Annotated in this window: 21 protein-coding genes; 12 read left to right on the top strand and 9 right to left on the bottom strand. The window is 59.3% G+C overall.

Annotation, left to right across the window (positions count from 1 at the left end; genetic code table 11):
• Positions 1 to 152: 152 nt before the first annotated feature.
• From HU743_RS15960 to HU743_RS15945, 4 genes are all read right to left on the bottom strand, one after another.
• Positions 153 to 578, bottom strand: a complete 426-nt coding sequence (locus HU743_RS15960) for a hypothetical protein (RefSeq protein WP_186649666.1) — start codon at positions 576 to 578, stop codon at positions 153 to 155.
• 15 nt (positions 579 to 593) lie between these two features.
• Complete coding sequence (locus tag HU743_RS15955; RefSeq protein ID WP_186649663.1) at positions 594 to 1,094, bottom strand: DUF4822 domain-containing protein; 501 nt, start codon at positions 1,092 to 1,094, stop codon at positions 594 to 596.
• Positions 1,095 to 1,447: 353 nt separating this feature from the next.
• On the bottom strand, positions 1,448 to 1,972 hold the full coding sequence (locus HU743_RS15950) for a cysteine hydrolase family protein (RefSeq protein ID WP_186649661.1): 525 nt from the start codon (positions 1,970 to 1,972) through the stop codon (positions 1,448 to 1,450).
• A 215-nt stretch (positions 1,973 to 2,187) separates the two neighbouring features.
• Positions 2,188 to 2,571, bottom strand: a complete 384-nt coding sequence (locus tag HU743_RS15945) for a tautomerase family protein (RefSeq protein ID WP_186649660.1) — start codon at positions 2,569 to 2,571, stop codon at positions 2,188 to 2,190.
• Between the two features lie 248 nt (positions 2,572 to 2,819).
• Between HU743_RS15945 and HU743_RS15940 the strand changes: the two genes are divergently transcribed.
• From HU743_RS15940 to HU743_RS15930, 3 genes are all read left to right on the top strand, one after another.
• Positions 2,820 to 3,014, top strand: a complete 195-nt coding sequence (locus HU743_RS15940; RefSeq protein ID WP_186622627.1) for a hypothetical protein — start codon at positions 2,820 to 2,822, stop codon at positions 3,012 to 3,014.
• Between the two features lie 58 nt (positions 3,015 to 3,072).
• Positions 3,073 to 3,255, top strand: a complete 183-nt coding sequence (locus HU743_RS15935) for a hypothetical protein (RefSeq protein WP_186546687.1) — start codon at positions 3,073 to 3,075, stop codon at positions 3,253 to 3,255.
• A 244-nt stretch (positions 3,256 to 3,499) separates the two neighbouring features.
• Positions 3,500 to 4,780: an HAAAP family serine/threonine permease gene (locus tag HU743_RS15930; protein WP_186649658.1), complete on the top strand. Its 1,281-nt coding sequence runs from the start codon at positions 3,500 to 3,502 to the stop codon at positions 4,778 to 4,780.
• Positions 4,781 to 5,029: 249 nt separating this feature from the next.
• On the opposite strand, the gene acnB is transcribed toward HU743_RS15930, so the two are convergent.
• Positions 5,030 to 7,639, bottom strand: coding sequence for a bifunctional aconitate hydratase 2/2-methylisocitrate dehydratase (gene acnB / locus HU743_RS15925; protein ID WP_186649831.1), 2,610 nt, complete (start codon positions 7,637 to 7,639; stop codon positions 5,030 to 5,032).
• Positions 7,640 to 8,106: 467 nt separating this feature from the next.
• Between acnB and HU743_RS15920 the strand changes: the two genes are divergently transcribed.
• Positions 8,107 to 8,577 carry a DUF1289 domain-containing protein gene (locus HU743_RS15920; RefSeq protein WP_186546686.1) on the top strand — a complete coding sequence of 157 codons (471 nt, stop codon included), beginning with the start codon at positions 8,107 to 8,109 and terminating at the stop codon, positions 8,575 to 8,577.
• Positions 8,578 to 8,684: 107 nt separating this feature from the next.
• Here the strand turns inward: HU743_RS15920 and HU743_RS15915 are convergent, their stop codons facing one another.
• A complete protein-coding gene (locus HU743_RS15915) occupies positions 8,685 to 9,548 on the bottom strand; it encodes a universal stress protein (RefSeq protein ID WP_186546685.1) in 864 nt (287 codons plus the stop codon).
• A gap of 158 nt (positions 9,549 to 9,706) precedes the next feature.
• On the opposite strand from HU743_RS15915, the gene miaE reads away from it, so the two are divergent.
• The 5 genes from miaE to cydB all read left to right on the top strand — a co-directional run bounded on the left by miaE (position 9,707) and on the right by cydB (position 13,543).
• The gene (miaE, locus tag HU743_RS15910; protein ID WP_186649656.1) at positions 9,707 to 10,315 is read left to right on the top strand and encodes a tRNA isopentenyl-2-thiomethyl-A-37 hydroxylase MiaE; all 609 of its coding nucleotides are present in this window, start codon (positions 9,707 to 9,709) and stop codon (positions 10,313 to 10,315) included.
• A 202-nt stretch (positions 10,316 to 10,517) separates the two neighbouring features.
• On the top strand, positions 10,518 to 10,733 hold the full coding sequence (locus HU743_RS15905) for a hypothetical protein (RefSeq protein ID WP_186649654.1): 216 nt from the start codon (positions 10,518 to 10,520) through the stop codon (positions 10,731 to 10,733).
• 24 nt (positions 10,734 to 10,757) lie between these two features.
• On the top strand, positions 10,758 to 11,147 hold the full coding sequence (locus HU743_RS15900; protein ID WP_186546682.1) for a VOC family protein: 390 nt from the start codon (positions 10,758 to 10,760) through the stop codon (positions 11,145 to 11,147).
• 8 nt (positions 11,148 to 11,155) lie between these two features.
• Positions 11,156 to 12,529 carry a cytochrome ubiquinol oxidase subunit I gene (locus tag HU743_RS15895; protein ID WP_186649652.1) on the top strand — a complete coding sequence of 458 codons (1,374 nt, stop codon included), beginning with the start codon at positions 11,156 to 11,158 and terminating at the stop codon, positions 12,527 to 12,529.
• A 3-nt stretch (positions 12,530 to 12,532) separates the two neighbouring features.
• Positions 12,533 to 13,543, top strand: a complete 1,011-nt coding sequence (gene cydB / locus HU743_RS15890; RefSeq protein ID WP_186649650.1) for a cytochrome d ubiquinol oxidase subunit II — start codon at positions 12,533 to 12,535, stop codon at positions 13,541 to 13,543.
• Between the two features lie 3 nt (positions 13,544 to 13,546).
• On the opposite strand, the gene HU743_RS15885 is transcribed toward cydB, so the two are convergent.
• Positions 13,547 to 16,156 carry an EAL domain-containing protein gene (locus tag HU743_RS15885; protein WP_186649648.1) on the bottom strand — a complete coding sequence of 870 codons (2,610 nt, stop codon included), beginning with the start codon at positions 16,154 to 16,156 and terminating at the stop codon, positions 13,547 to 13,549.
• Positions 16,157 to 16,378: 222 nt separating this feature from the next.
• On the opposite strand from HU743_RS15885, the gene HU743_RS15880 reads away from it, so the two are divergent.
• On the top strand, positions 16,379 to 18,574 hold the full coding sequence (locus HU743_RS15880; RefSeq protein ID WP_186649645.1) for an OsmC domain/YcaO domain-containing protein: 2,196 nt from the start codon (positions 16,379 to 16,381) through the stop codon (positions 18,572 to 18,574).
• A 135-nt stretch (positions 18,575 to 18,709) separates the two neighbouring features.
• Here HU743_RS15880 and HU743_RS15875 read toward each other — a convergent pair whose 3' ends face one another.
• Together HU743_RS15875 and HU743_RS15870 are read right to left on the bottom strand one after the other, a co-directional pair.
• On the bottom strand, positions 18,710 to 19,204 hold the full coding sequence (locus HU743_RS15875; protein WP_186546677.1) for a PaaI family thioesterase: 495 nt from the start codon (positions 19,202 to 19,204) through the stop codon (positions 18,710 to 18,712).
• Between the two features lie 32 nt (positions 19,205 to 19,236).
• Positions 19,237 to 19,482 carry a hypothetical protein gene (locus HU743_RS15870; RefSeq protein WP_186546676.1) on the bottom strand — a complete coding sequence of 82 codons (246 nt, stop codon included), beginning with the start codon at positions 19,480 to 19,482 and terminating at the stop codon, positions 19,237 to 19,239.
• Positions 19,483 to 19,649: 167 nt separating this feature from the next.
• On the opposite strand from HU743_RS15870, the gene HU743_RS15865 reads away from it, so the two are divergent.
• A complete protein-coding gene (locus HU743_RS15865; protein WP_186649642.1) occupies positions 19,650 to 20,294 on the top strand; it encodes a class II glutamine amidotransferase in 645 nt (214 codons plus the stop codon).
• An 86-nt stretch (positions 20,295 to 20,380) separates the two neighbouring features.
• Entirely contained in the window at positions 20,381 to 20,722 is a 342-nt protein-coding gene (locus HU743_RS15860) for a hypothetical protein (RefSeq protein WP_186649639.1), read from the top strand.
• Positions 20,723 to 20,991: the final 269 nt, after the last annotated feature.

Below are 20,991 nucleotides of genomic sequence, written 5' to 3'. Positions count from 1 at the left end.
CGGCGGGGGATGGTCGCGAAAGTCATTCAGAGTGCTGAATCCGCAGCGGCTTGGCAATCGCTGTCATCCGCGCCGCAATGCTCTGATTCTGGACGGCATCGAGCAAGAAGCAAGAATTTGCAGCACACCGGTTGTCCGGTGTGCCATGGCCTTCATTGCGCCGCTTTGGCCTTGTTCTGCTCTGCCAGCGCGATTGGCTTGAAATCGTAAGTCGGGTAGAACTCGGTGCGGTAACTGCCCCAAGCGGTATTTTCCAGAGCCAGATTCACTTCAGCCAGTCGGGAGGCGGGAAAACGCACGGTCACGACTTGCCCGATGCCCATCATGATATTCCAGCTCACCACCTCTACTCCGGCCGGGGGAAAGGTTTTGTAGAAGCCTTGTTGTGTGAGTTGGGCCTTGAGTTCGCTCAAGGGGCGGGACTGATCGTGCTTGAGAAACACGGTAAGCATCATGGCGTTGTCTGCGGTGGCGACACTTTTTGCGGTTGGGCTGGCGGCCTGGGCGCTGACTCCGGTGCAATAGACCGAGGACGCAATTAGCGTCGATATCAGCAAGGTTTTAAATGTCTTTTGCATGTCCGACCCCTGGAATTATTGTTTGATGGCAGATTTGGTTTCGACTGTTCCGGTATAAGGCGCATGAACGACATGAATGCGGACAAGGGGATTGCCGTCGATCATGTCGCGGGGGACTTCCCGGGAGTAGGTGAACTCATTGTTGTTCAATGTTTCCAGGCGTCGGGCAATCGTTTTGGTTGTCCCGATATCTGGCACCAGAACATGGTGTTTTCTATCGCCAGTGACGAAGAAATAACCGCCGCCACCGTTGTTGTACTTCGATTCTCCGGTGTCGGTGTAAAAGAACTCATATCGATTGCGCTCCGGATCCCACGTCGATATTCCAACAACGCCGGGGTACTTTGCTTTCACGTCGGTTTCAGGGGCGCCGTCAATATAGACCCGGGTGGTCAGCCATCGCGCAGAGGAAGCCAGGTCGCGCGCGTCCGCTGTCGAAGGGGTCTGTTGCGCAACGCTGGCCAGCGGCAAAAACAGCGATGCAAGTAACAGGCAGGTCATCGTTTTCTTATGCATGCGGTGTCCTCTGGATCAGCAATGAAATTAAGCAGGCTATGTAGTTCTTGTAGTTCTTGTGAGGCCGCAAGAAATATAGTCCTGTCGAGAGCGAGTATTCAATGGTCGGGTAGTCGCTTGTAACAAATGGCTGATATTTACTTTTGGTAATGCATTGTCATGGTTGTTTTGGTCGGATTGAGTTGTAGGATAATTCAGAAATATCCGACGGAAATAGGCTTGAGCTTCTGTTAGTAATGTCGTGTATACAGTTATTTATTAAACAGGGTTGCAGGGCTGAAGGGATCGAATGCAAATGCCCGATTGACGCAACTTTATTTAGCGAAGTTACGTCAACTCTGGCGAGTGTCGGCTCAGAACGTGACTTCGGCGCTATTGATCAATTGCGCGAATGCGCCACCGAGGGTCGCGTTGTGATGCGCGATGATCGCGTTGGCCGGCAGCGTGGCAGTGTCCGTGCAGGTGTGGGCGTCTGCGACCAGCAGCGGTTTGAAGCCCAGGTCGGCGGCGGCGCGGCAGGTGCTGTCGATGCAGAACTGGGTTTTCATGCCGACCAGATAAAGCTCTTCGACCTGCGCGGCGTTGAGTTGCTGCGCGAGATCGGTGTCGTGGAAAGCATTGGGGCGGAATTTGTCGAGGAGCGTGTCAGTTTCAGCGTTCAGCTCAAGCGCGGGCAGCGCTTGCCAGTATGGGCTGCCAGGGGCAATCGCTGAGCCTGTAGGTCCGGTGTGGCGTACGGCGAAAATCGGCACTCGACGTTCCCGAGCCTGCGCAATCAGGCGCTGAATATTCGCCAGAACCCGCTCGCCGTCGTGGGGCTTTTCGGGGCCGTGGAACAGACCGACCTGCATATCGATGATCAACAGTGCTGCGGACATGGGGTTCTCCTTGGGTGCTGCACAAGCCGCACGGACGGGAGACACAAAAAGGCCCCGTCCATTGCTGGCGGGGCCGTGGGTCTGCTGCGCTGGTTACCTCAGACAGAAACACCACGACCCGCCGGTGGTGGTCGTGGTGGTGCGGGTGAGGTACAGCGCGCAAAGGTTCATGGGCCGAGCATGCCCATGGCGCGCTCGGGCTGTCAACCGGCGGATCAGGTGACGTACTGCGCCAGGCCGTTGCCGAATGACCAGTTCTCTTTTTTCACCTCCACAAGATTGATGAACACATCCTCCAGGCGCACCGCCAATTGTGCGTGAAGACTCTCGGCGATGGTTTTGAACAGCAACTGCTTTTTCTCCACTGTGCGACCTTCGCTGATGGTGATCTGGATGAACACCACGCCCTCGCTGCGCTGGATGCCGAGGTATTGCGGATCGTAGACAAAGTGCTGGCGGTCGTGTTCGGCGAGGATCTGAAAGTTATCGTGTTCCGGCACATCGATACAGCTGCGCAGGGCGGCGTAGATCTGTTCGCCGATACGTTTGGCGAAGGTGGGGTCGGGGTTTTGCGGGATGTCGACGCGAACCAGTGGCATGGCAGACTCCTGGGGTGAGTGGCTTCTCTCAAGCTAGATCAAACACGGGATTCTGGCGGGCGATTGGTCTGGAATCGTTTGGATTTCTGTGTATGAGGGAGCTTACGAGACTCGCGGATTTTGCCTACGGGGATGGCAGATGTGTCTGCTAGCCAGCAATTGCTGAAACCGAAATGATGGATGCAAGAAGGCGACGCTGATCAAGTATGTGCTTGCCGCGGATGCCCATGACAAGCCAGGGAAGGCACATGTTTTTTGATGATCGCGAAAGTACTGAAATTGAAAAGCTTCAGACGGAAGCTCAAAAACTCGGGGCGGAGAAGCGCAAGCTCTTGGCTGAGGAAGCAAAGCTGAAGCGCGAGACGTTCTTTTATCCGCTCGTGGCAGGCGCCGCAGTGTTAACCGCATTCGCGTCTGTGTTTGGACTATTCCTCAAATTGTAAAACCACCGGACAAGGAACGCGTCACAACCCTCCGCTTATTTCAAATAACGAGACGATTATGAATTCAGAACAACGCAGGGCCAGAATAGAAAGGCTGTATGAAGAAGAGCTTGATTTCAGGGAGGCCATGAGACCTTTCCACAAAGCCGAGATGCGTGAAGCGCTTATGCTTTTTGGTCTTGGTATGTTGTTGGCTGCCATCGGTATCGGACTCGCGTTCGTGTTGGCCCGAACCCTTTGATGTTGCGCATCGGCGTCCGCTTCGTTTCAGTAAACGACACGTATCATGTCGGATGACGACAGTGAATATCCTGAAAACGACTGTTCATCAATCTGCTCCGCATAACCATTCCTCAGCTAAGTCTTTGCTTCGCTTGATTTATCACGGAGAATCGCGCCCCTGTTTCGGCCGGAGCATGTCTGTCGGTTTTTTTCGACGCGTCCCGACCGAGTGGCAAGTGACCGGAATGCGGAGATCCGACCGGATGAATGATCAGGCCAATAGCCTCGAAAAGCGCTTTGACGCAGCAGCCCCCGCTGAACTTTCGAGCTGGAATCGCCAGGACACCACCTGGATGCTGGGACTGTTTGGGACGGCCATTGGCGCCGGTACCCTGTTTTTGCCGATCAATGCAGGGCTGGGTGGCTTCTGGCCGCTGGTGACCCTCGCGCTGCTGGCGTTCCCGATGACGTTCTACGCCCACCGTGGACTGACCCGTTTTGTATTGTCCGGTCGTGAAGGAGCCGACATCACCGAAGTGGTCGAGCAGCATTTCGGCATCAAGGCCGGTGCGTTGATCACGCTGCTGTACTTCTTCGCGATCTTTCCGATCCTGCTGATCTACAGCGTCGGCCTGACCAACACGGTCGCCAGTTTCCTTGAGCACCAACTGCACATCACGCCGCCGCCGCGTGTGCTGCTGTCGTTCGTGCTGATTCTCGGGCTGCTGGCCGTGGTGCGTTGCGGTGAGCAGGCCATCGTCAAAGCCATGAGCCTGATGGTTTACCCATTCATCGTCGCGCTGCTGTTTCTCGCGGTGTACCTGATTCCGCACTGGAACGGCGGCATCCTCGCCACGGCATCGCAAGTGCCGGCGCCGTCGGCGCTGCTGCACACCCTGTGGCTGGCAATTCCGGTGATGGTGTTCTCGTTCAACCATTCGCCGATCATTTCGGCGTTTGCGGTGGATCAGAAACGCCGTTACGGCGTGCACGCCGAGGCGCGCAGCTCGCAGATCCTGTCCCGCGCCCATGCGTTGATGGTGCTGATGGTGCTGTTCTTTGTGTTCAGCTGCGTGCTGACCCTGTCGCCGGAACAACTAGCTGAGGCGAAAGCGCAGAACCTGTCGATCCTGTCGTACCTGGCCAACCACTTCAGCAACCCGACCATCGCCTTCGCCGCGCCGTTGATTGCGTTCGTGGCGATTTCCAAGTCATTCCTCGGTCACTACATCGGTGCCAGCGAAGGCCTCAAAGGCCTGATCGTCAAGAGTGGCAAGCGTCCGGGTGCCAAGGCGCTGGATCGCATCGTCGCGGCGTTCATGCTGGTGATCTGCTGGATCGTGGCGACGCTGAATCCGAGCATCCTGGGCATGATCGAAACCATCGGTGGTCCGGTGATTGCCGCGATCCTGTTCCTGATGCCGATGTACGCCATCCGTAAAGTGCCGGCGATGGCCCGTTATCGCGGCCAGGCTTCGAACGTGTTTGTCACGGCGGTGGGCCTGGTGGCGATTTCGGCGCTGGTTTACAAGCTGACGATGTAACGTCGCTTCAAGTGAACGACAGCCGCTGCACGCCCTGTGTGCAGCGGTTTTTTTACGTTCGCATGGCGACGATCCCTTGTAGGAGTGAGCCTGCTCGCGATAGCGGTGCGTCATACATACGTGTCTGAATAAGCGCTATCGCGAGCAGGCTCACTCCTACAGGGGATTTGCGGTGGTTCTGGATTGTTACAGGCATAAAAAAACGCCGCTCATCTGACGATGGGCGGCGTTTTTTATTGCGTTGCAGCGTTAGGCTTGAACGACCGGGATGTTGGCGTTCGCAGCAGCCTCACGGAACTCGGCAATCTGGTCGAAGGACAGGTAGCGGTAGATATCGGCCGCCATGCTGTCGATCTTGCCAGCGTATTCCATGTACTCCTCGACGGTCGGCAGGCGACCCAGGATCGACGCAACGGACGCCAGCTCAGCCGAAGCCAGGTAGACGTTCGCGCCGTCGCCCAGACGGTTCGGGAAGTTACGGGTCGAAGTGGAGACCACGGTGCTGTTCGGCTCAACGCGTGCCTGGTTGCCCATGCACAGCGAGCAGCCTGGCATTTCCATGCGTGCGCCAGCCTTGCCGTAGATGCCGTAGTAGCCTTCTTCGGTCAGCTGGTGAGCGTCCATCTTGGTCGGCGGCGACAGCCACAGACGAGTTGGCAACTGACCCTTGACCTGATCCAGCAGCTTGCCGGCAGCGCGGAAGTGACCGATGTTGGTCATGCACGAACCGATGAACACTTCGTCGATCTTCTCGCCAGCAACGCTGGACAGCAGACGGGCGTCGTCCGGATCGTTCGGTGCGCAGAGCACAGGCTCGTTGATGTCGGCCAGATCGATTTCGATGACTTCGGCGTATTCGGCGTCGGCATCGGCTTCCATCAGTTCCGGGTTGGCAACCCAGGCTTCCATCGCTTGCGCACGACGTTCCAGGGTACGTGCATCGCCGTAGCCTTCGCCGATCATCCAGCGCAGCAGGGTGATGTTGGAGTTCAGGTACTCGGTGATCGATTCCTTCGACAGCTTGATGGTGCAACCGGCAGCCGAACGTTCGGCCGAGGCGTCGGACAGTTCGAACGCCTGCTCCAGGGTCAGACCATCCAGGCCTTCGATTTCCAGGATGCGGCCGGAGAAGGCGTTTTTCTTGCCTTTCTTCTCGACGGTCAGCAGACCGTTCTGGATGGCGAAGTACGGAATGGCATGCACCAGGTCACGCAGGGTGATGCCAGGTTTCATCTTGCCTTTGAAGCGCACCAGGATCGATTCCGGCATGTCCAGCGGCATGACGCCGGTGGCCGCGGCGAACGCAACCAGACCGGAACCGGCCGGGAACGAAATACCCATCGGGAAACGGGTGTGCGAGTCACCACCGGTACCGACGGTGTCTGGCAGCAGCATGCGGTTCAGCCACGAGTGGATGATGCCGTCGCCCGGACGCAGGGAAACGCCGCCGCGGGTCATGATGAAGTCAGGCAGGGTGTGGTGGGTGGTCACGTCGATCGGCTTTGGATAGGCCGCGGTGTGGCAGAACGACTGCATCACCAGATCAGCGGAGAAGCCCAGGCACGCCAGGTCTTTCAGTTCGTCACGGGTCATTGGACCTGTAGTGTCCTGAGAACCCACTGTGGTCATCTTCGGTTCGCAGTAGGTGCCAGGGCGGATGCCTTTGCCTTCTGCCAGACCGCAAGCCTTGCCGACCATTTTCTGCGCCAGGGTGTAACCCTTGGTGCTTTCAATCGGTGCATCAGGCTTCTTGAACAGGTCGAACGCTGGCAGACCCAGTTCGGCGCGAGCCTTCTCGGTCAGGCCACGGCCGATGATCAGCGGAATACGACCGCCGGCACGGACTTCGTCCAGCAGCACAGGGGTCTTCATTTCGAAGGTGGTGATGACTTCGTCGGTACCGTGCTTGCAGACTTTGCCAGCGTGCGGGTACAGGTCGATCACGTCGCCCATGTTCATGTTCGATACGTCGAACTCGATCGGCAGGGCGCCGGCATCTTCCATGGTGTTGTAGAAGATCGGTGCAATTTTGCTGCCGAAGCAGAAACCGCCGGCGCGCTTGTTCGGCACGTAAGGAATGTCGTCGCCGAAGAACCACAGCACCGAGTTGGTTGCCGATTTACGCGAGGAACCGGTACCAACCACGTCACCGACGTAGGCGATCGGGAAGCCCTGGCCGCGCATTTCTTCGATCTGCTTCATCGGGCCGGTCTTGCCTTGCTCGTCCGGAACGATGCCGTCACGGGCCATTTTCAGCATGGCCAGGGCGTGCAGCGGGATGTCAGGACGCGACCAGGCGTCTGGCGCAGGCGACAGGTCGTCGGTGTTGGTTTCGCCGGTTACCTTGAACACGCGCAGGCTGATCTTGTCGGCCAGCACCGGGCGCTTCTTGAACCACTCGCCGTCAGCCCAGGATTGCAGCACGGCCTTGGCGTGAACGTTGCCGTTCTTCGCCTTTTCCGCGACGTCGTGGAAGGCGTCGAACATCAGCAGGGTGTGCTTGAGTTCTTCGGCGGCGACTGGCGCCAGCTCGGCGTCGTCCAGCAGTTCGACCAGGGTGACGATGTTGTAGCCGCCCTGCATGGTGCCGAGCAGTTCGACAGCGCGCTTCTTGTCCAGCAGAGGGGAGGAGACTTCGCCCTTGGCCAGGGCAGACAGGAAACCGGCCTTGACGTAAGCGGCTTCGTCAACGCCTGGTGGTACACGATTGGTGATCAGGTCAACGAGGAAAGCTTCTTCGCCAGCCGGAGGGTTTTTCAGCAGCTCGACCAGGCCTGCTGTTTGTTCGGCGTTAAGCGGCTGGGGAACGATACCCAGGGCTGCACGCTCTTCGATATGTTTGCGGTAGGCTTCAAGCACAGTTATTACCCTCATCAGTGGTCCCAAATGGGTGTCCGGGACGCTCGTCGCGAAATGCTCGTACTCATGCGCTGCGTGGCGTTGTGGGCCGCTTAGCCAGAATTACCGACCATTCCTTACAGAAGCTGCTTTCAAAGTTTTACGCCTGCAGAACGGGGAGCTGATGAGGGTTGGCGTTGGGCTTTTCCCCGCTGGAAAAACCCTTCGCCAACACCGCTCTGAAGGAACGACTGTGCTCGTGACGCTTTGAAAACAGCTTCTAACGGACATTGGCGCCTTAAAAGGCTGGCTGATTCTACGGCAAAAAAAATTTAAAGGTAAGTCGCGCTCTATTGGACTTTCGTGGCAATGCGCGCCGGGGCGGCAAAGCCACGGCGCGCCTGAGACCTTGGTGTTTGAGGGGTGATCAATGCCCGACAAAGGGCTAACATGCCGGCCTGTTCCGCGTTTCAGTGTTTTGTCTACTTATGCCCAATCAGACCATCAAGACCCCTTGCGTCGGCCTCTGCTCCACGGTTTATGGAGATCTGGTGTGCCGTGGCTGCAAGCGATTCCACCACGAAGTGATCCATTGGAACGGTTACAACGAGGAGGAAAAGCGCGCGGTCTGGCTGCGTCTGGAGCAATTGCTGTCACAAGTGATGGCCAGCAAGGTCGAGATCTTCGACCCGGCGCGCCTGCGCGAGCAACTGGAACAGCGCAAGATCCGCTTTGTGCCGCATCAGTCGGAATATTGCTGGGCGTATCAACTGATTGCCCGGGGCGCACGGGTGATCATTAATCTGGAAGCGTACGGAATGGTGCTGCTGCCGGAGTTTCGCGAGTGGAACCTGCCGGAGTTGCGCGATGCCATTGATCGGGAATTTTTCCTGCTGTCGGAAGCGCATTATCAGCGCTATATCGCCCCCGGGTTCCTCAAAGACGCTTTTCAACTGTAGGAGTGAGCCTGCTCGCGAGGCGGTGTGTCAGTCAACGCATCACTCTATGATCCGCCGCGATCGCGAGCAGGCTCACTCCTATAGGGGGTCGCATCCCAGGGAGTGACTTAATGTTTTACCGCCAACTCCACCAGATGATCCTCAACCTCCTGCGGCTTGAGCACCAGCACATCGCTTTCCAGCGCATCCAGTACCGCTTCGGCGGTGTTGCCGATCAATGCGCCTGACAAGCCGCTGCGTGCCACTGTGCCTATCACCGTTACCGCCGCCTGCAGTTTGTGCGCCATGAACGGAATCAACACATCGGCCGGGCCTTCCTCGATGTGCAGGTGTTCGTCATCGACATCAAATTCTGCCTGGAACGCCCGGCATTGCTCGCGATAACGCGCCTGGATGGTTTCCTTGAGCTGAAACGTCGGGTCCGCTGCCGACAGCATCGGCGAGGGATGCGCGGTAATGACGTGCAAATGCGCCTTGGCCAGGCTCGCTATGTCGTAGCCATGATCGATGATGGTGGTGTGCAGATGCCGGTGCTCGCCGTCGGCATTGCCGACATCGACGGCGGCGAGGATCACCTTGTCTTTCCACGACCCCGAGGTTTTCACCAGCAGCACCGGAGTAGGGCAATGGCGCAGCAGTTTCCAGTCGGCAGGGGTCAGCAGGGCTTTTTTCAGCGAACTGTCAGGAAAGTGCTGTTTGATCACCAGCCCGCAACCTTCGGCCTGCTGCACGTCGATGATGGTTTCGTGGAGGCTGTCGTTCCACGCCTGTTCGGTGGTCACGCTGTAACCCTCGGCAAGCAACGCGGCCTTGAGCACGCTGAGCAGGCCGGCGTGGTCGTGCTTTTTGTCGCACACCAACAGATGCAGATGGGCCTGGGTCACGCCCGCGATCAATTTGGCCCGTTTGAGCGCCAGGCTTTCCGAATGTTCGGGGTCGATGACCACCAGAATGCTGCGAATGGCTTGCATGAGCGGAGTCTCCAGCAAAGAAAAGGCACGGCGTTGCACAACTATAGTTGCTGCGTGATCAATCGTGACTTGATACATATCAACGCTCGCCACTGGTGGTCTGCGGGCAGGCCGGTATAATCGGCGCCCTTCGCTCGAACACCTTTACCGTGAGCCCCATGATCCTTCCCGAAATCCACGAATTCCTCGGCTGCCGCACGCCCGACGCCTGGGTCCAGGTGGCACTGGCCGATCAGGAAACCCTGCTGATCGACCACAAGAACTGCGAGTTCAAGGCCGCCAGCACCGCACTGAGCCTGATTGCCAAGTACCATTCCCACGGCGACCTGATCAACATGATGTCGCGTCTGGCCCGGGAAGAACTGGTGCACCACGAGCAAGTCATGCGCATCATGAAACGCCGCAAGATCGAGCTGCGCCAGCTTCACGCGGGGCGCTACGCCTCGAGCCTGCGCAAGGTGGTGCGCAGCCATGAGCCGGTGAAACTGGTGGATACGCTGGTGGTCGGCGCGTTTATCGAAGCGCGCAGTTGCGAGCGCTTCGAAGCGCTGGTGCCACACCTGGACGAAGAGTTGGGCAAGTTCTATTTCGGCCTGCTGAAAAGCGAGGCGCGGCACTTTCAGGGCTATCTGAAACTGGCTTATCAATATGGTGAGGCGAAGGATGTCGCTCAGGTGATCGAGCGCGTCCGCGCCGCCGAGCAGGCGCTGATCGAGTCGCCTGACGAGGAGTTCCGCTTCCACAGCGGTGTCCCGGCCGCCGCATGATCGGGTAGGCGCTGCATCGCAAATCCAGTCCTTAATGTCTGATTGTTAAAAACTCTTGTGAGTTTATGAAAGTTCTCCGAAAACGGTCCGAGGGCAGGCTCGCCCCCGTGGTTTTTCGGACGAGGCCGTCCATCCGTCGACTGCGCTGAACCTCCTCGCGGCTGATTCTTTCTATCGGGTATGTCCTTCAGGAGATACCCCTATGTCCGATCAGCTAAAAGAGGCGTTACTGGCGGCCTGGCGCAAACGGGCAGGGCAAACCGAGGCCGACGTCGATCCGGAAGATCGATATGACGAACTGCTCAAGGCTGCCGACCACATGGAAGAGCAGGGCCTGATCACCAGTGCCGAGTGGCGTCAATTGGTGCGCGAAGCCGGCAATCTGTTCACCCTGAACGAACAGCAGCCCCACCGCTGAACACTGCCTTCGGAGGAATAGCCCATGCTCAGTTATCTGTTTATCGGTGCCAACGACGTGGAGCGTTCGGCGGCTTTCTATCACGCAATCCTGACCCCGCTGGGTTATCAACACGACCGCGAAGAACACGATTGTTTCTATCTGCCCGGTACCGCAGACAAGTCCAATGGCCCCGGTAGCGTTCACATCGCCAAACCGTTCAATGGCCAGCCGGCAACCGCGGGCAACGGCATGATGCCGGCGTTTCGCGCCGAGTCCCGGCAGCAGGTCGATCAGGTGCACAAAGCCGGACTGGGCCATGGCGGCACCGACGAAGGCCCACCCGGCACCCGCGAGGCGTACACGCCGGATTTCTACGTGGCCTATCTGCGCGACCCCGAAGGCAACAAGCTTGCGGTGTTCTTCAGCGGCTGAATGCCTGCATGGAGCCCGTCGATTCCGCCCTGATGGCGGCCCGCGCGCAGTTCGCGATCACGATCAGCTTTCATATCGTGCTGGCGGCGTTCAGCATCGGCTTGGCGAATTTCCTTATGGTGCTGGAAGCGTTGTGGTTGAAGAGCGGGAGACAGGTCTATCTGGATGTTTACCGCTACTGGCTGAAAGTGTTCGCGCTTAATGTGGCGGTGGGGACGGCCTCCGGGTTGATTCTGGAATACCAGTTCGGCCTGAACTGGTCGCGGCTGGCGGTGCAGGCTGGCGATATTCTCGGCCCGTTGATGTTCTACGAGGTACTGGCGGCGTTTTTCATCGAAGCGGGGTTTCTCGGCATCATGCTGTTCGGGCAGAAAAAGGTCGGCCCGCGTTTGCATTTCTTCGCCACCTGCGCGGTGGCGGTGGGGTCGCTGATCAGCGCGTTCTGGATACTCTCGGCGAACTCGTGGATGCACACGCCCGTCGGCTATTCGGTGGGCGCCGACGGGCGTTTTATCGCCGAGGATTGGTGGGCGATTATCTTCAATCCATCGTTTCCCTATCGCCTGACGCATATGACGTTGGCAGTGTTGCTTGGCACTGCCAGTCTGGTTGCTGGCATCAGTGCCTGGCAGTTGCGCAAGGCCTCTGACAACCTACGGGCGCGCCTGCAATTTTCCATGGCGCTGTGGGTGGTTGTCGTGTTGGTGCCGCTGCAGATACTGGTCGGCGATTTGCACGGTCGGCACACCCTGCAAAGCCAGCCGGCGAAAGTCGCCGCCATCGAAGGTTCGTGGACGCGTCCTGCCGAGGGCTCGGGGGAACCGTTGCGCCTGTTTGCCTGGCCGGACAGCGAGGCGCGCGGCAATCGTTGGGAAGTCGCGATTCCACGGCTCGGCTCGTTGTACCTGCATCACGACTTGACCAGCACTATCGCCGCACTCGACGAATTCCCCGCGCAGAACATTCCCCCGGTGGCGCCGGTGTTCTTCGCGTTCCGGCTGATGGTCGGGCTGGGGCTGCTGATGCTGGGGCAGGGCGTGCTCAGCCTGATCCTGCGACGGCGCCAACGCCTGTACAGCGCGCGCTGGTGGCTGGGCGGCTGCGTGCTGCTGGCCCCGGCGGGTTTTCTGGCGATGCTCAGCGGCTGGGTTGTCACTGAGGTGGGGCGCCAGCCGTTTACCGTGTATGGATTGATGCGCACGGCGGACAGTCTGTCGTCGGTTTCCAAGGCTCAAGTCGTCGGATCGACCTGGCTGATTTTGCTGTTTTATCTGCTGATTTTCGGGATCGGTCTGTGGGTGTTGCTGCGCCTCTTGCGGGAGCCGCCGCAGCGGGATCAAGCGGGGCCGCAGCCGACGCTGGCCGACGAGACCGGACACTGAGCAATGGCCGGCATGGACACCGATTGGCTGACCCTGCTGTGCGCCGCTGCGCTGGCCTTTTCGGTGCTTAATTACGTGTTGCTCGACGGCACCGATCTGGGTGTGGGCATGCTCATGGGCCTGACGAACTGCAGCCAGCAGCGCCGGGCCATGGCGGTGACCATTTTGCCCGTTTGGGACGCCAACGAAACCTGGCTGGTGCTCGGCGGCGGTGGACTGCTTGCGATGTTTCCGCTGGCGTACGCCATCCTGCTGCCGGCGCTGTATGTGCCGTTCATTGCGATGTTTCTGGCATTGATCGCGCGCGCCATGGCCTTGGAGTTTCGCGATTACGCCGCGAACGAGCAGCGCAAGCGCGCCGTCGATAGCGTGTTGGCGCTTGCTTCGCTGGTCAGCGGATTTGTGCAAGGCATGGTACTCGGCACGCTGGTTCAGGGGGTTGTGCATCAGGGCGGTCAGTACCACGGCGAGGGTCGCGACTGGCTGAGCCCGTTCCCGTTGTTCTGCGGTCTGCTGCTGGTGCTCGGCTACGTTTGGCTGGGCACGTGCTGGCTGTATTGGCGCACCCTGGATGAGTTGCAGGGGCGTGCCGCCCGCCAGGCGCGTGGGTTGGCGCTGGTTATCGTGGTGTTGCTGCTGGTGCTGATCGCCTGGACGGCGACGTTGCAGCCGCAATACGCCCGGCGGCTTATGGATGTTCGGCTAGGGTTGCCGGCGGGATTGTTGCTTGGCGTTTTAGCGGCGGTGTTCGCTAGAGGTTTTCGCAGTCGCTTCGACTGTGCGCCGCTGTTCGCCGCACTGGGCGTATTCGTGCTGGCGTTTGCCGTGATGCTGGTCGCCGTGTATCCCTACATCATCCCGCCGGACTTGACCTTGAGCGAAGCAGCCGCCAGCCCGAACAGTCAGGTCTTCATGCTGGTCGGTTTCGCGGTGTTGGTACCGATCACGCTGGCTTACAACACCTTCGGTTTCCGTGTCTTCAGCGGCAAGGTACGTGTGGGCAAACACACCTGAAAGTCATGTCACCCGACCCTTTTTGCCCGCCGCTGACAAGCGCGAAGCCCGCAACAAGTCGGCGAAGGCTGCCTTGTCGATCGGCCGGCTCATGAAATAACCCTGCACCTCGTTGCATTGATCCTTGCCGAGAATCGCCAGTTGCTCTTCGGTCTCGACCCCTTCAGCGGTAACCGTCAGGCCCATGGCCTTGCCCAGACCGATGATCGCTTGCACCACGGCACGGTCATTGGTGCCGCTGCTGATCGAGGCGATGAAACGTTTGTCGATCTTGATCCCGTCGAACGGATAGGCGCGCAAATAGCCCAGGGACGAATAACCGGTGCCGAAGTCGTCCATGTTCAGGCGCACGCCGAGTTCTTTCAGCGAGTTCATGGTGGTCAGCGCACCGTCGGTGTCGTTGAGCATGACGTTTTCGGTGATTTCCAGTTCCAGTCGACTGGCCGGGAAACGCGTTTGCACCAGCACATCACGAACATCCTCGACCACGTCACTCAAGGCAAATTGCGCGGGGGACAGATTGACCGAGAGCAGGACATCCTGCGGCCACTCCAGCGCGGTTTCGCAGGCCTCGCGCAGCACCCAGCGGCCGAGCGGGACGATCAGGTCGGTCTGCTCGGCCAGCGGAATAAACACGTCCGGCCCGAGCAAACCCTGGGTCGGGTGTTGCCAGCGCACCAGAGCCTCGACCGAAACGATCTGTTTGCCATCGACCTTGTAGCGCGGCTGATAGTGCAGGACGAACTCGTTGTGTTTGAGCGCACGGCGCAGATCATCCTCCATCTGCCGCCGGGTCTGGATCTGGTCGCTCATGTGCGCTTCGAAATAGCACCAGGTGTTCTTGCCGTCGGACTTGGCCTGATACAACGCGATGTCGGCGTAGCGGATCAGGTCGCTGGCGACAAAGCCGTGACGGCGGCTGAGGGCGATGCCGACACTGGCGCCGATGTGCAGCGGATGCTGTTCGTAGAGGATGGGCTGATGCAGGCTGTCGATCAGGCGGGTGCAGAATTTGTCGATCTCGTGGTGGCTGTCCATGCCGTTGAGCACCACGACGAATTCATCGCCACCGAGACGGGCGACGATGTCATGTTCACGGGTGCATTCGCGCAGGCGCGCGGCGACTTCTTGCAGTACGGCGTCGCCGGCCGGGTGCCCGAGGGAATCGTTGATCGGTTTGAAATTATCGAGATCGATCATCAGCAGCGACAGCGCCGGCGCGTGTTCCTTGAGTTGCAATGCGTCGTCCAGGTAGCGCGCCAGCTTATTGCGATTGGGCAGGCCGGTCAGGGCATCGTGCATGGACAGGTGCTGAATCTGCGCGTGGGCGGCGACTTCATCGGTGATGTCGCTGGCGGTGCCGCGATAGCCGATGACGCGATGCTTGTCGAAGATCGGCCTGGCAGAAAGCCGGCAGTGCCGGGGCTGCCCGGACTGGTCGCGATAGGTGCAGCGCAGATCGCTGCTATTGGCTTCTTCGGTGAGTTTCTTCAGCCACAGCTCAAGGGGCGTGGTGTCGCAGGACAGCAACGCACCGATCGCTTTGCCCAGCCACAGGGCTTGCGGGTAACCGGTGACCTCGCTGAAACGCGCCGACAGATAAGTCAGCGACAAGTCGCCATCGACTTCCCAGATCCAGTCCGAAGCCGCCTCGGCGACAGCCCGGAAACGCTCCTCACTGGCCTCGAGCGCATGGTTGGCCGCCTCAAGCGCCAGATTCGACGCTTGCATCGCGTGGATGCTGTTATCGACGTATTGCGAGGAGCGCAACGCGTGACGGAAAAAGTACGCGGTCAGCAGCATCAGTACGACCATCGTTGCGCCGAGTGGCGGAACCAGTGACCACAACAGTTGCTGGCCGGGCCGCTGCAGATCGGCGATCAGGCTGTAGCCGGTGCTGTCGAGCGGCACCCGTGGCTGCGCGGCGTCAATGGTGTCGTCCGGGGCCAGGGTCAGATTCGTCAGGCCATAACCGCTACCGATCTTGCGCAGTTTGGTCGGCGTCAGCTTGTCGACGAACACCAGCACCGAAGTGTTTTTCAGCTCATCCAGCGGGCGTTCGTCATTGGGAATGATCGCGGCGGCAGTGATCAGCGCCGGCCAGCCTTCGAACAGTGAATAAGTGGCGAAAGGTTTGGTCAGGTCGGGCTGGCTCAGCACTTGGTCCAACAGCGCGGCGGCGGGCACCTGGAGCACCGCAGAGACATCGGTTTGCACCATTTGTCCACGTATTACCGCGTATTTGGTGGCATTGCGGTCCAGCACAAACACGCCGTCGTAACCGTCGTTGGTGAACAAGGTCTTGCCCATGTTCTGCTCGGTGTAGGCCCAGTTGATGTCGACTGGCCCGCTGAGCGCCTCATAAGCGGTGGTCCAGTAGGCGTAACTGGTGATGTAGTTCTTTGAGGTGGTAATGCGATTTTCCAGGGCACGCGCCGAGTAAAAGCGGTTTTGCTCGACATCCTGGCTGTCCAGTTGACTGGCGATGCTCAGCAGGGCGCTGATGGCGGCGATGACCCCGGCGACGAACAGTGCGCCGACCGCAATGGCCAGGCGTCGGGTGACTGCGCGTTGGGGGCTGGGCTGGGGTGGCGCGGAAACGGAATCGGCCATGTACTCGTCCTTGATCCGGTGTCTACTGAATCTAGAACAATGGCGCGGGTACAATGTTCAGATTGATGTCGGGATCGCGTGGTCTGCAATTGATCGAAGTGTAGCGAATTTGCCGAAAATCCCAGCGGCACCGGCCGGCGGTCATTCCCGAAAGGGCGAGACTTCCCGCGCAAAAACCGGATAATGGCCGCCATTCGTTTAGCCGTATTCTGGTAATCCCGCATGGAAATCAAGGTCAACTTTCTCGACAACCTTCGACTTGAAGCCAAGTTCGACGACTTCACGGTGATCGCCGATCAGCCCATCCGTTACAAGGGCGATGGCTCGGCGCCGGGGCCGTTCGACTACTTCCTCGCGTCGTCGGCCTTGTGCGCGGCTTACTTCGTCAAGTTGTACTGCGACACCCGCAACATCCCGACAGAGAACATTCGTCTGTCGCAAAACAACATCGTCGACCCGGAAAACCGCTACAACCAGATCTTCAAGATCCAGGTCGAATTGCCCGCCGATATCTCCGACAAGGATCGCCAGGGCATCCTGCGTTCGATCGACCGTTGCACCGTGAAGAAGGTGGTGCAGACCGGCCCCGAATTCATCATCGAAGAAGTCGACAACCTCGACGCCGACGCCCAGGCGCTGCTGATGCCGCACTCCGGTTCGCAGGGGGGCACCTTCATCGCCGGCAAGGACCTGCCGCTGGAGCAGACCATTGCCAACATGTCGGGGATTCTTGCCGACCTCGGGATGAAGATCGAAATCGCCTCGTGGCGCAACATCGTGCCTAACGTCTGGTCGTTGCATATTCGCGATGCGCATTCGCCGATGTGCTTCACCAACGGCAAGGGCGCCACCAAGGAAGGCGCGCTGGCCTCGGCACTGGGCGAGTTCATCGAGCGCCTGAACTGCAACTTCTTTTATAACGACCAGTTCTGGGGCGAGGAAATCGCCAACGCCGAGTTCGTCCATTACCCGGACGAAAAATGGTTCAAACCGGGGCCGAAGGACGAATTGCCAAGCGAAATCCTCGACGACTACACGCTCGGCATTTACAACCGCGACGGCGAACTGCGTGGCTCGCACCTGTTCGACACCAACTCCGGCAACACCCAGCGCGGCATCTGCTCGCTGCCGTTCGTGCGCCAGTCGGACGGTGAAGTGGTGTACTTCCCGTCGAATCTGATCGAAAACCTCTACCTGAGCAACGGCATGAGCGCCGGCAACACGTTGGCCGAAGCGCAGGTACAGTGTTTGTCGGAAATCTTCGAACGTGCGGTCAAGCGCGAAATCCTCGAAGGCGAAATGGCGCTGCCGGACGTACCGCTGGAAGTGCTGGAGAAATACCCGAGCATCCTCGCCGGCATCAAAGGCCTGGAAGAGCAGGGCTTCCCGGTACTGGTCAAGGACGCCTCGCTGGGCGGTGAATTCCCGGTGATGTGCGTGACCCTGATGAACCCGCGCACCGGCGGCGTCTTCGCCTCGTTCGGCGCCCACCCGAGCCTGGAAGTCGCCCTGGAACGCAGCCTGACCGAACTGTTGCAGGGCCGCAGTTTCGAAGGGTTGAACGACTTGCCACAACCGACTTTCTCCGGTCAGGCCGTCACCGAGCCGAACAACTTCGTCGAGCACTTCATCGACTCCAGTGGTGTGGTGTCATGGCGCTTCTTCAGCGCCAAAGCGGACTTCGAATTCGTCGAGTGGGACTTCTCAGGCGAGGGCGAAAACTCCAATGCCGAAGAAGCCGCGACCCTGTTCGGCATCCTCGAAGACCTGGGCAAAGAGGTCTATATGGCGGTCTACGAGCACATCGGCGCCAAGGCATGCCGCATTCTCGTGCCGGATTACTCGGAGATCTACCCGGTCGAAGACCTGATCTGGGACAACACCAACAAAGCCCTGCAATTTCGCGCCGACATCCTTAATCTGCACAACCTCAGCAAAGTCGGCCTGCGCAACCTCGTCCAGGGTCTGGAACGCAGCGAGCAGGACGATTACACCGACATCACCACGCTGATCGGCATCGAGTTCGACGACAACACGCCGTGGGGCAAGTTGACGATTCTGGAACTGCGTTTGCTGATCTACCTCGCCTTGCAGAAGTTTGACGAAGCCAAGGACTTGGTTGAGGCGTTCCTGCAGTACAACGACAACACGGTTGAGCGCGGCTTGTTCTATCAAGCCGTCAACGTCGTGCTGGAGATGGAACTGGACGAGGATCTGCAACTGGAAGATTACGAAGCCAACTTCCGCCGGATGTTCGGGGACGAGCGTATGGATGCGGCGATTGGTTCGGTCAACGGCAGCGTGCGGTTTTACGGCTTGACCCCGACGAGCATGAAGCTGGAAGGGCTGGACCGGCATCTGCGCTTGATTGAGAGCTATAAGAAGCTGCATGCGGCGCGGGCGAATGTGACGGTCTGACCGTCAACTGTGGCGAGGGAGCGTGCTCCCCGCTGACGTGCGCAGCAGGCCTGTTTTCGTGATGACGAAGAGAGGGCTGCTTCGCAGCCTGGCGGGAGCAAGCTCCCTCGCCACAGGGGTAGCGCCGTAGCCCGGCTAGCGGCCGTGCGCCGCATCTGCCAATTGCCCCGTATCCACCCGCACAAACACCGAATCGCCCACCGCCGTCAGCACTTCCCCCGCATACACTTCGCAAATCACCCGCGTCTTGCGCCCGACATCGCCTTCGACACGCGCGCGCAGAATCAGCGGCACGCCCATCGGCGTCGGCTTGATAAACTTGATCCCAAGGTTGCCGGTGACGCAGTCGATGCGCGGCAGGCTGCCGGCTTCGCGGTGTTCGGCGCGGTAGTGCCAGGCCATGGCTGTCCAGTTCGAATGACAGTCGACGAGCATGGCGATCAACCCGCCGTAGACCAGATCTGGCCAGCCGCAGTAACGGGCGTCGGGCAGGTGTTCGGCTATGACGTGGACGCCGTCGTCGTCCCAGCGGCTTTTGACGTGCAGGCCGTGCGGATTGCGGCCGCCGCAGCCGTAGCAAACGCCTTCGGGGGCGGCGAGGTCTTGCAGGGGAATGTCGAGGCTGGACATGAGCGTGGTCATCCTGAAGTAGAAGAGTGCGGTCAGGCGGGCGTCAGCCAGGTATCGACGACGCGGCGATCCAGCTCTTCCCAGTACGCCATGCCCAGCACGCGGGTGGTGTTCAGCCCGCGCAGGTAGCCGCGCAATTGATGGGCGGTGTCTTTGACGAGCTGCGGATCGCGGGTGTTTTTGTCCAGCAGGACGGTTTCGTACTGGACCAGGTACTCCGCCACGCGGTCGCGGAAGTCAGGCAGTACGGCGTCACGGATCAGGTCGAACGTTCTCAAGGCGAGATCCTCGGTTGATTTTTCTGCTTGTTGTGAGTGTGCCTCAGTCTGTTCGGCAGGCAACTATTGCTAGAAGTAATAGTGACCATCAAGAAACGCAAGTTCTGCTTTGCCGGCAACAGGCGGAAAATCGCCTCCATCGAATACGCAGCTCAAGGAAATGCGCGATGAAGACGCTGACACGACTGGCTTTGATCGCCCTGCTGATGGGCGGGGTGGTTGCCACTGCACCGGCTTACGCAGACGCCGCCAAGTCGTGCCGCTTGCAGCCCATCGCCGCCAGTGCGTCGACGTTGCGGCACACGCAGACCGTGGGTGTGCTGTTGAGCGAGAACACTCTGCAGAATCTGCAATACCTGGAGCGTTACCACGACATGGCGCTGAACGGCGCGAAAGACGCACTGGATTCGCAGATTCGTGAGGCCTTTGTCGGCAGCTCCGACCCGGAACTGGCCATGGATTGGTTGCTCAGTTCGTTGCAGCAGCAGTTTGTCTCGGTGACCGTCTACGACAATCTCGATGCATTGGTGCAGGCGCATCCGGACATCGTGGTCAAGCTTGATACGTTCAACCGTCTGCTGACGCAGCGCAACAGTCTGGTCGAGGCGCGGTTTTCCGCGCGGTTCTACGACGCTGACCTGCAATACATCGGCAAGGCTGAAGGGGCGATCGAGCAACAACTGCCCTCGGTCTGGGTGCATGACCAGGCGGCGCCGCAGATCGCTGCGCGAATCAATCAGCAACGTGACTTGCAACTTGACGCCTTGAAGCAATTCGATGTGTCGCTCAAAGCGCTGGTGGCGTCGAGCTGATCACTAAAACGTAAATGGCAACGGCGGCTCCGTGAGGCTGGACCGTTGCCGGTTGAACCGAACCTTTATTTCTCAGGATTACCCCGATGCGTCCTTTATTTGTGCCTGTGATGGCTTTTGCTGCGTTGCTGCTCGCTGGTTGCGCCTCTGCGCCGAACGATCCGACCCTGACGTTGCAGACCAGCAAGACACCGGCGCAGTACGCCGATTGTGTCGTGCCGAAGTTGCAGGGCAGTGCGTTGAATCCAACGGTTTCGCAGAGTCAGCGTAGTTATCGGATTGTGGTGCCGAGCAAGGTCGCGGCGGATAACGTGCTCGAGGCATATAAAGACGGGAAGGGCGGCAAGGTGTTTATTTATGAGCGGCATTTGCTGGCGTCGAATTTGTTGCCGTCGAGTTTTGAGCGGGCGGCTCAGGATTGCATTTGATCTGAGCGCCTGGATGGGTTTTTGACAGAGCTCCTTTGGTTGGCCGCAACCAACCAATTTTTTTGCCCCACACCGGTTGTTGATTGTGGGGCTTTTTTTTTGGGACTTGGCGGCCTTTGGGCCGACCAGGTTTTGGGTGGTTTGGGGGGGATATCCGTTGCTGCGGTAACGGCTGCTTAGGGTTCCGCCCTGACGGCGGGTGACTTTGGGGGCCCAAAGTAACCAAAGGCCTTTTGCCCTGACGTGCGGCCCCTCGCTGTGGCTCGGGG

Source organism: Pseudomonas sp. SWRI99, from assembly GCF_014270125.1.
In the GTDB taxonomy this organism is placed as follows: Bacteria; Pseudomonadota; Gammaproteobacteria; order Pseudomonadales; family Pseudomonadaceae; genus Aquipseudomonas; species Aquipseudomonas hamedanensis.
This window is presented reverse-complemented; position numbering and strand designations above follow the sequence as displayed.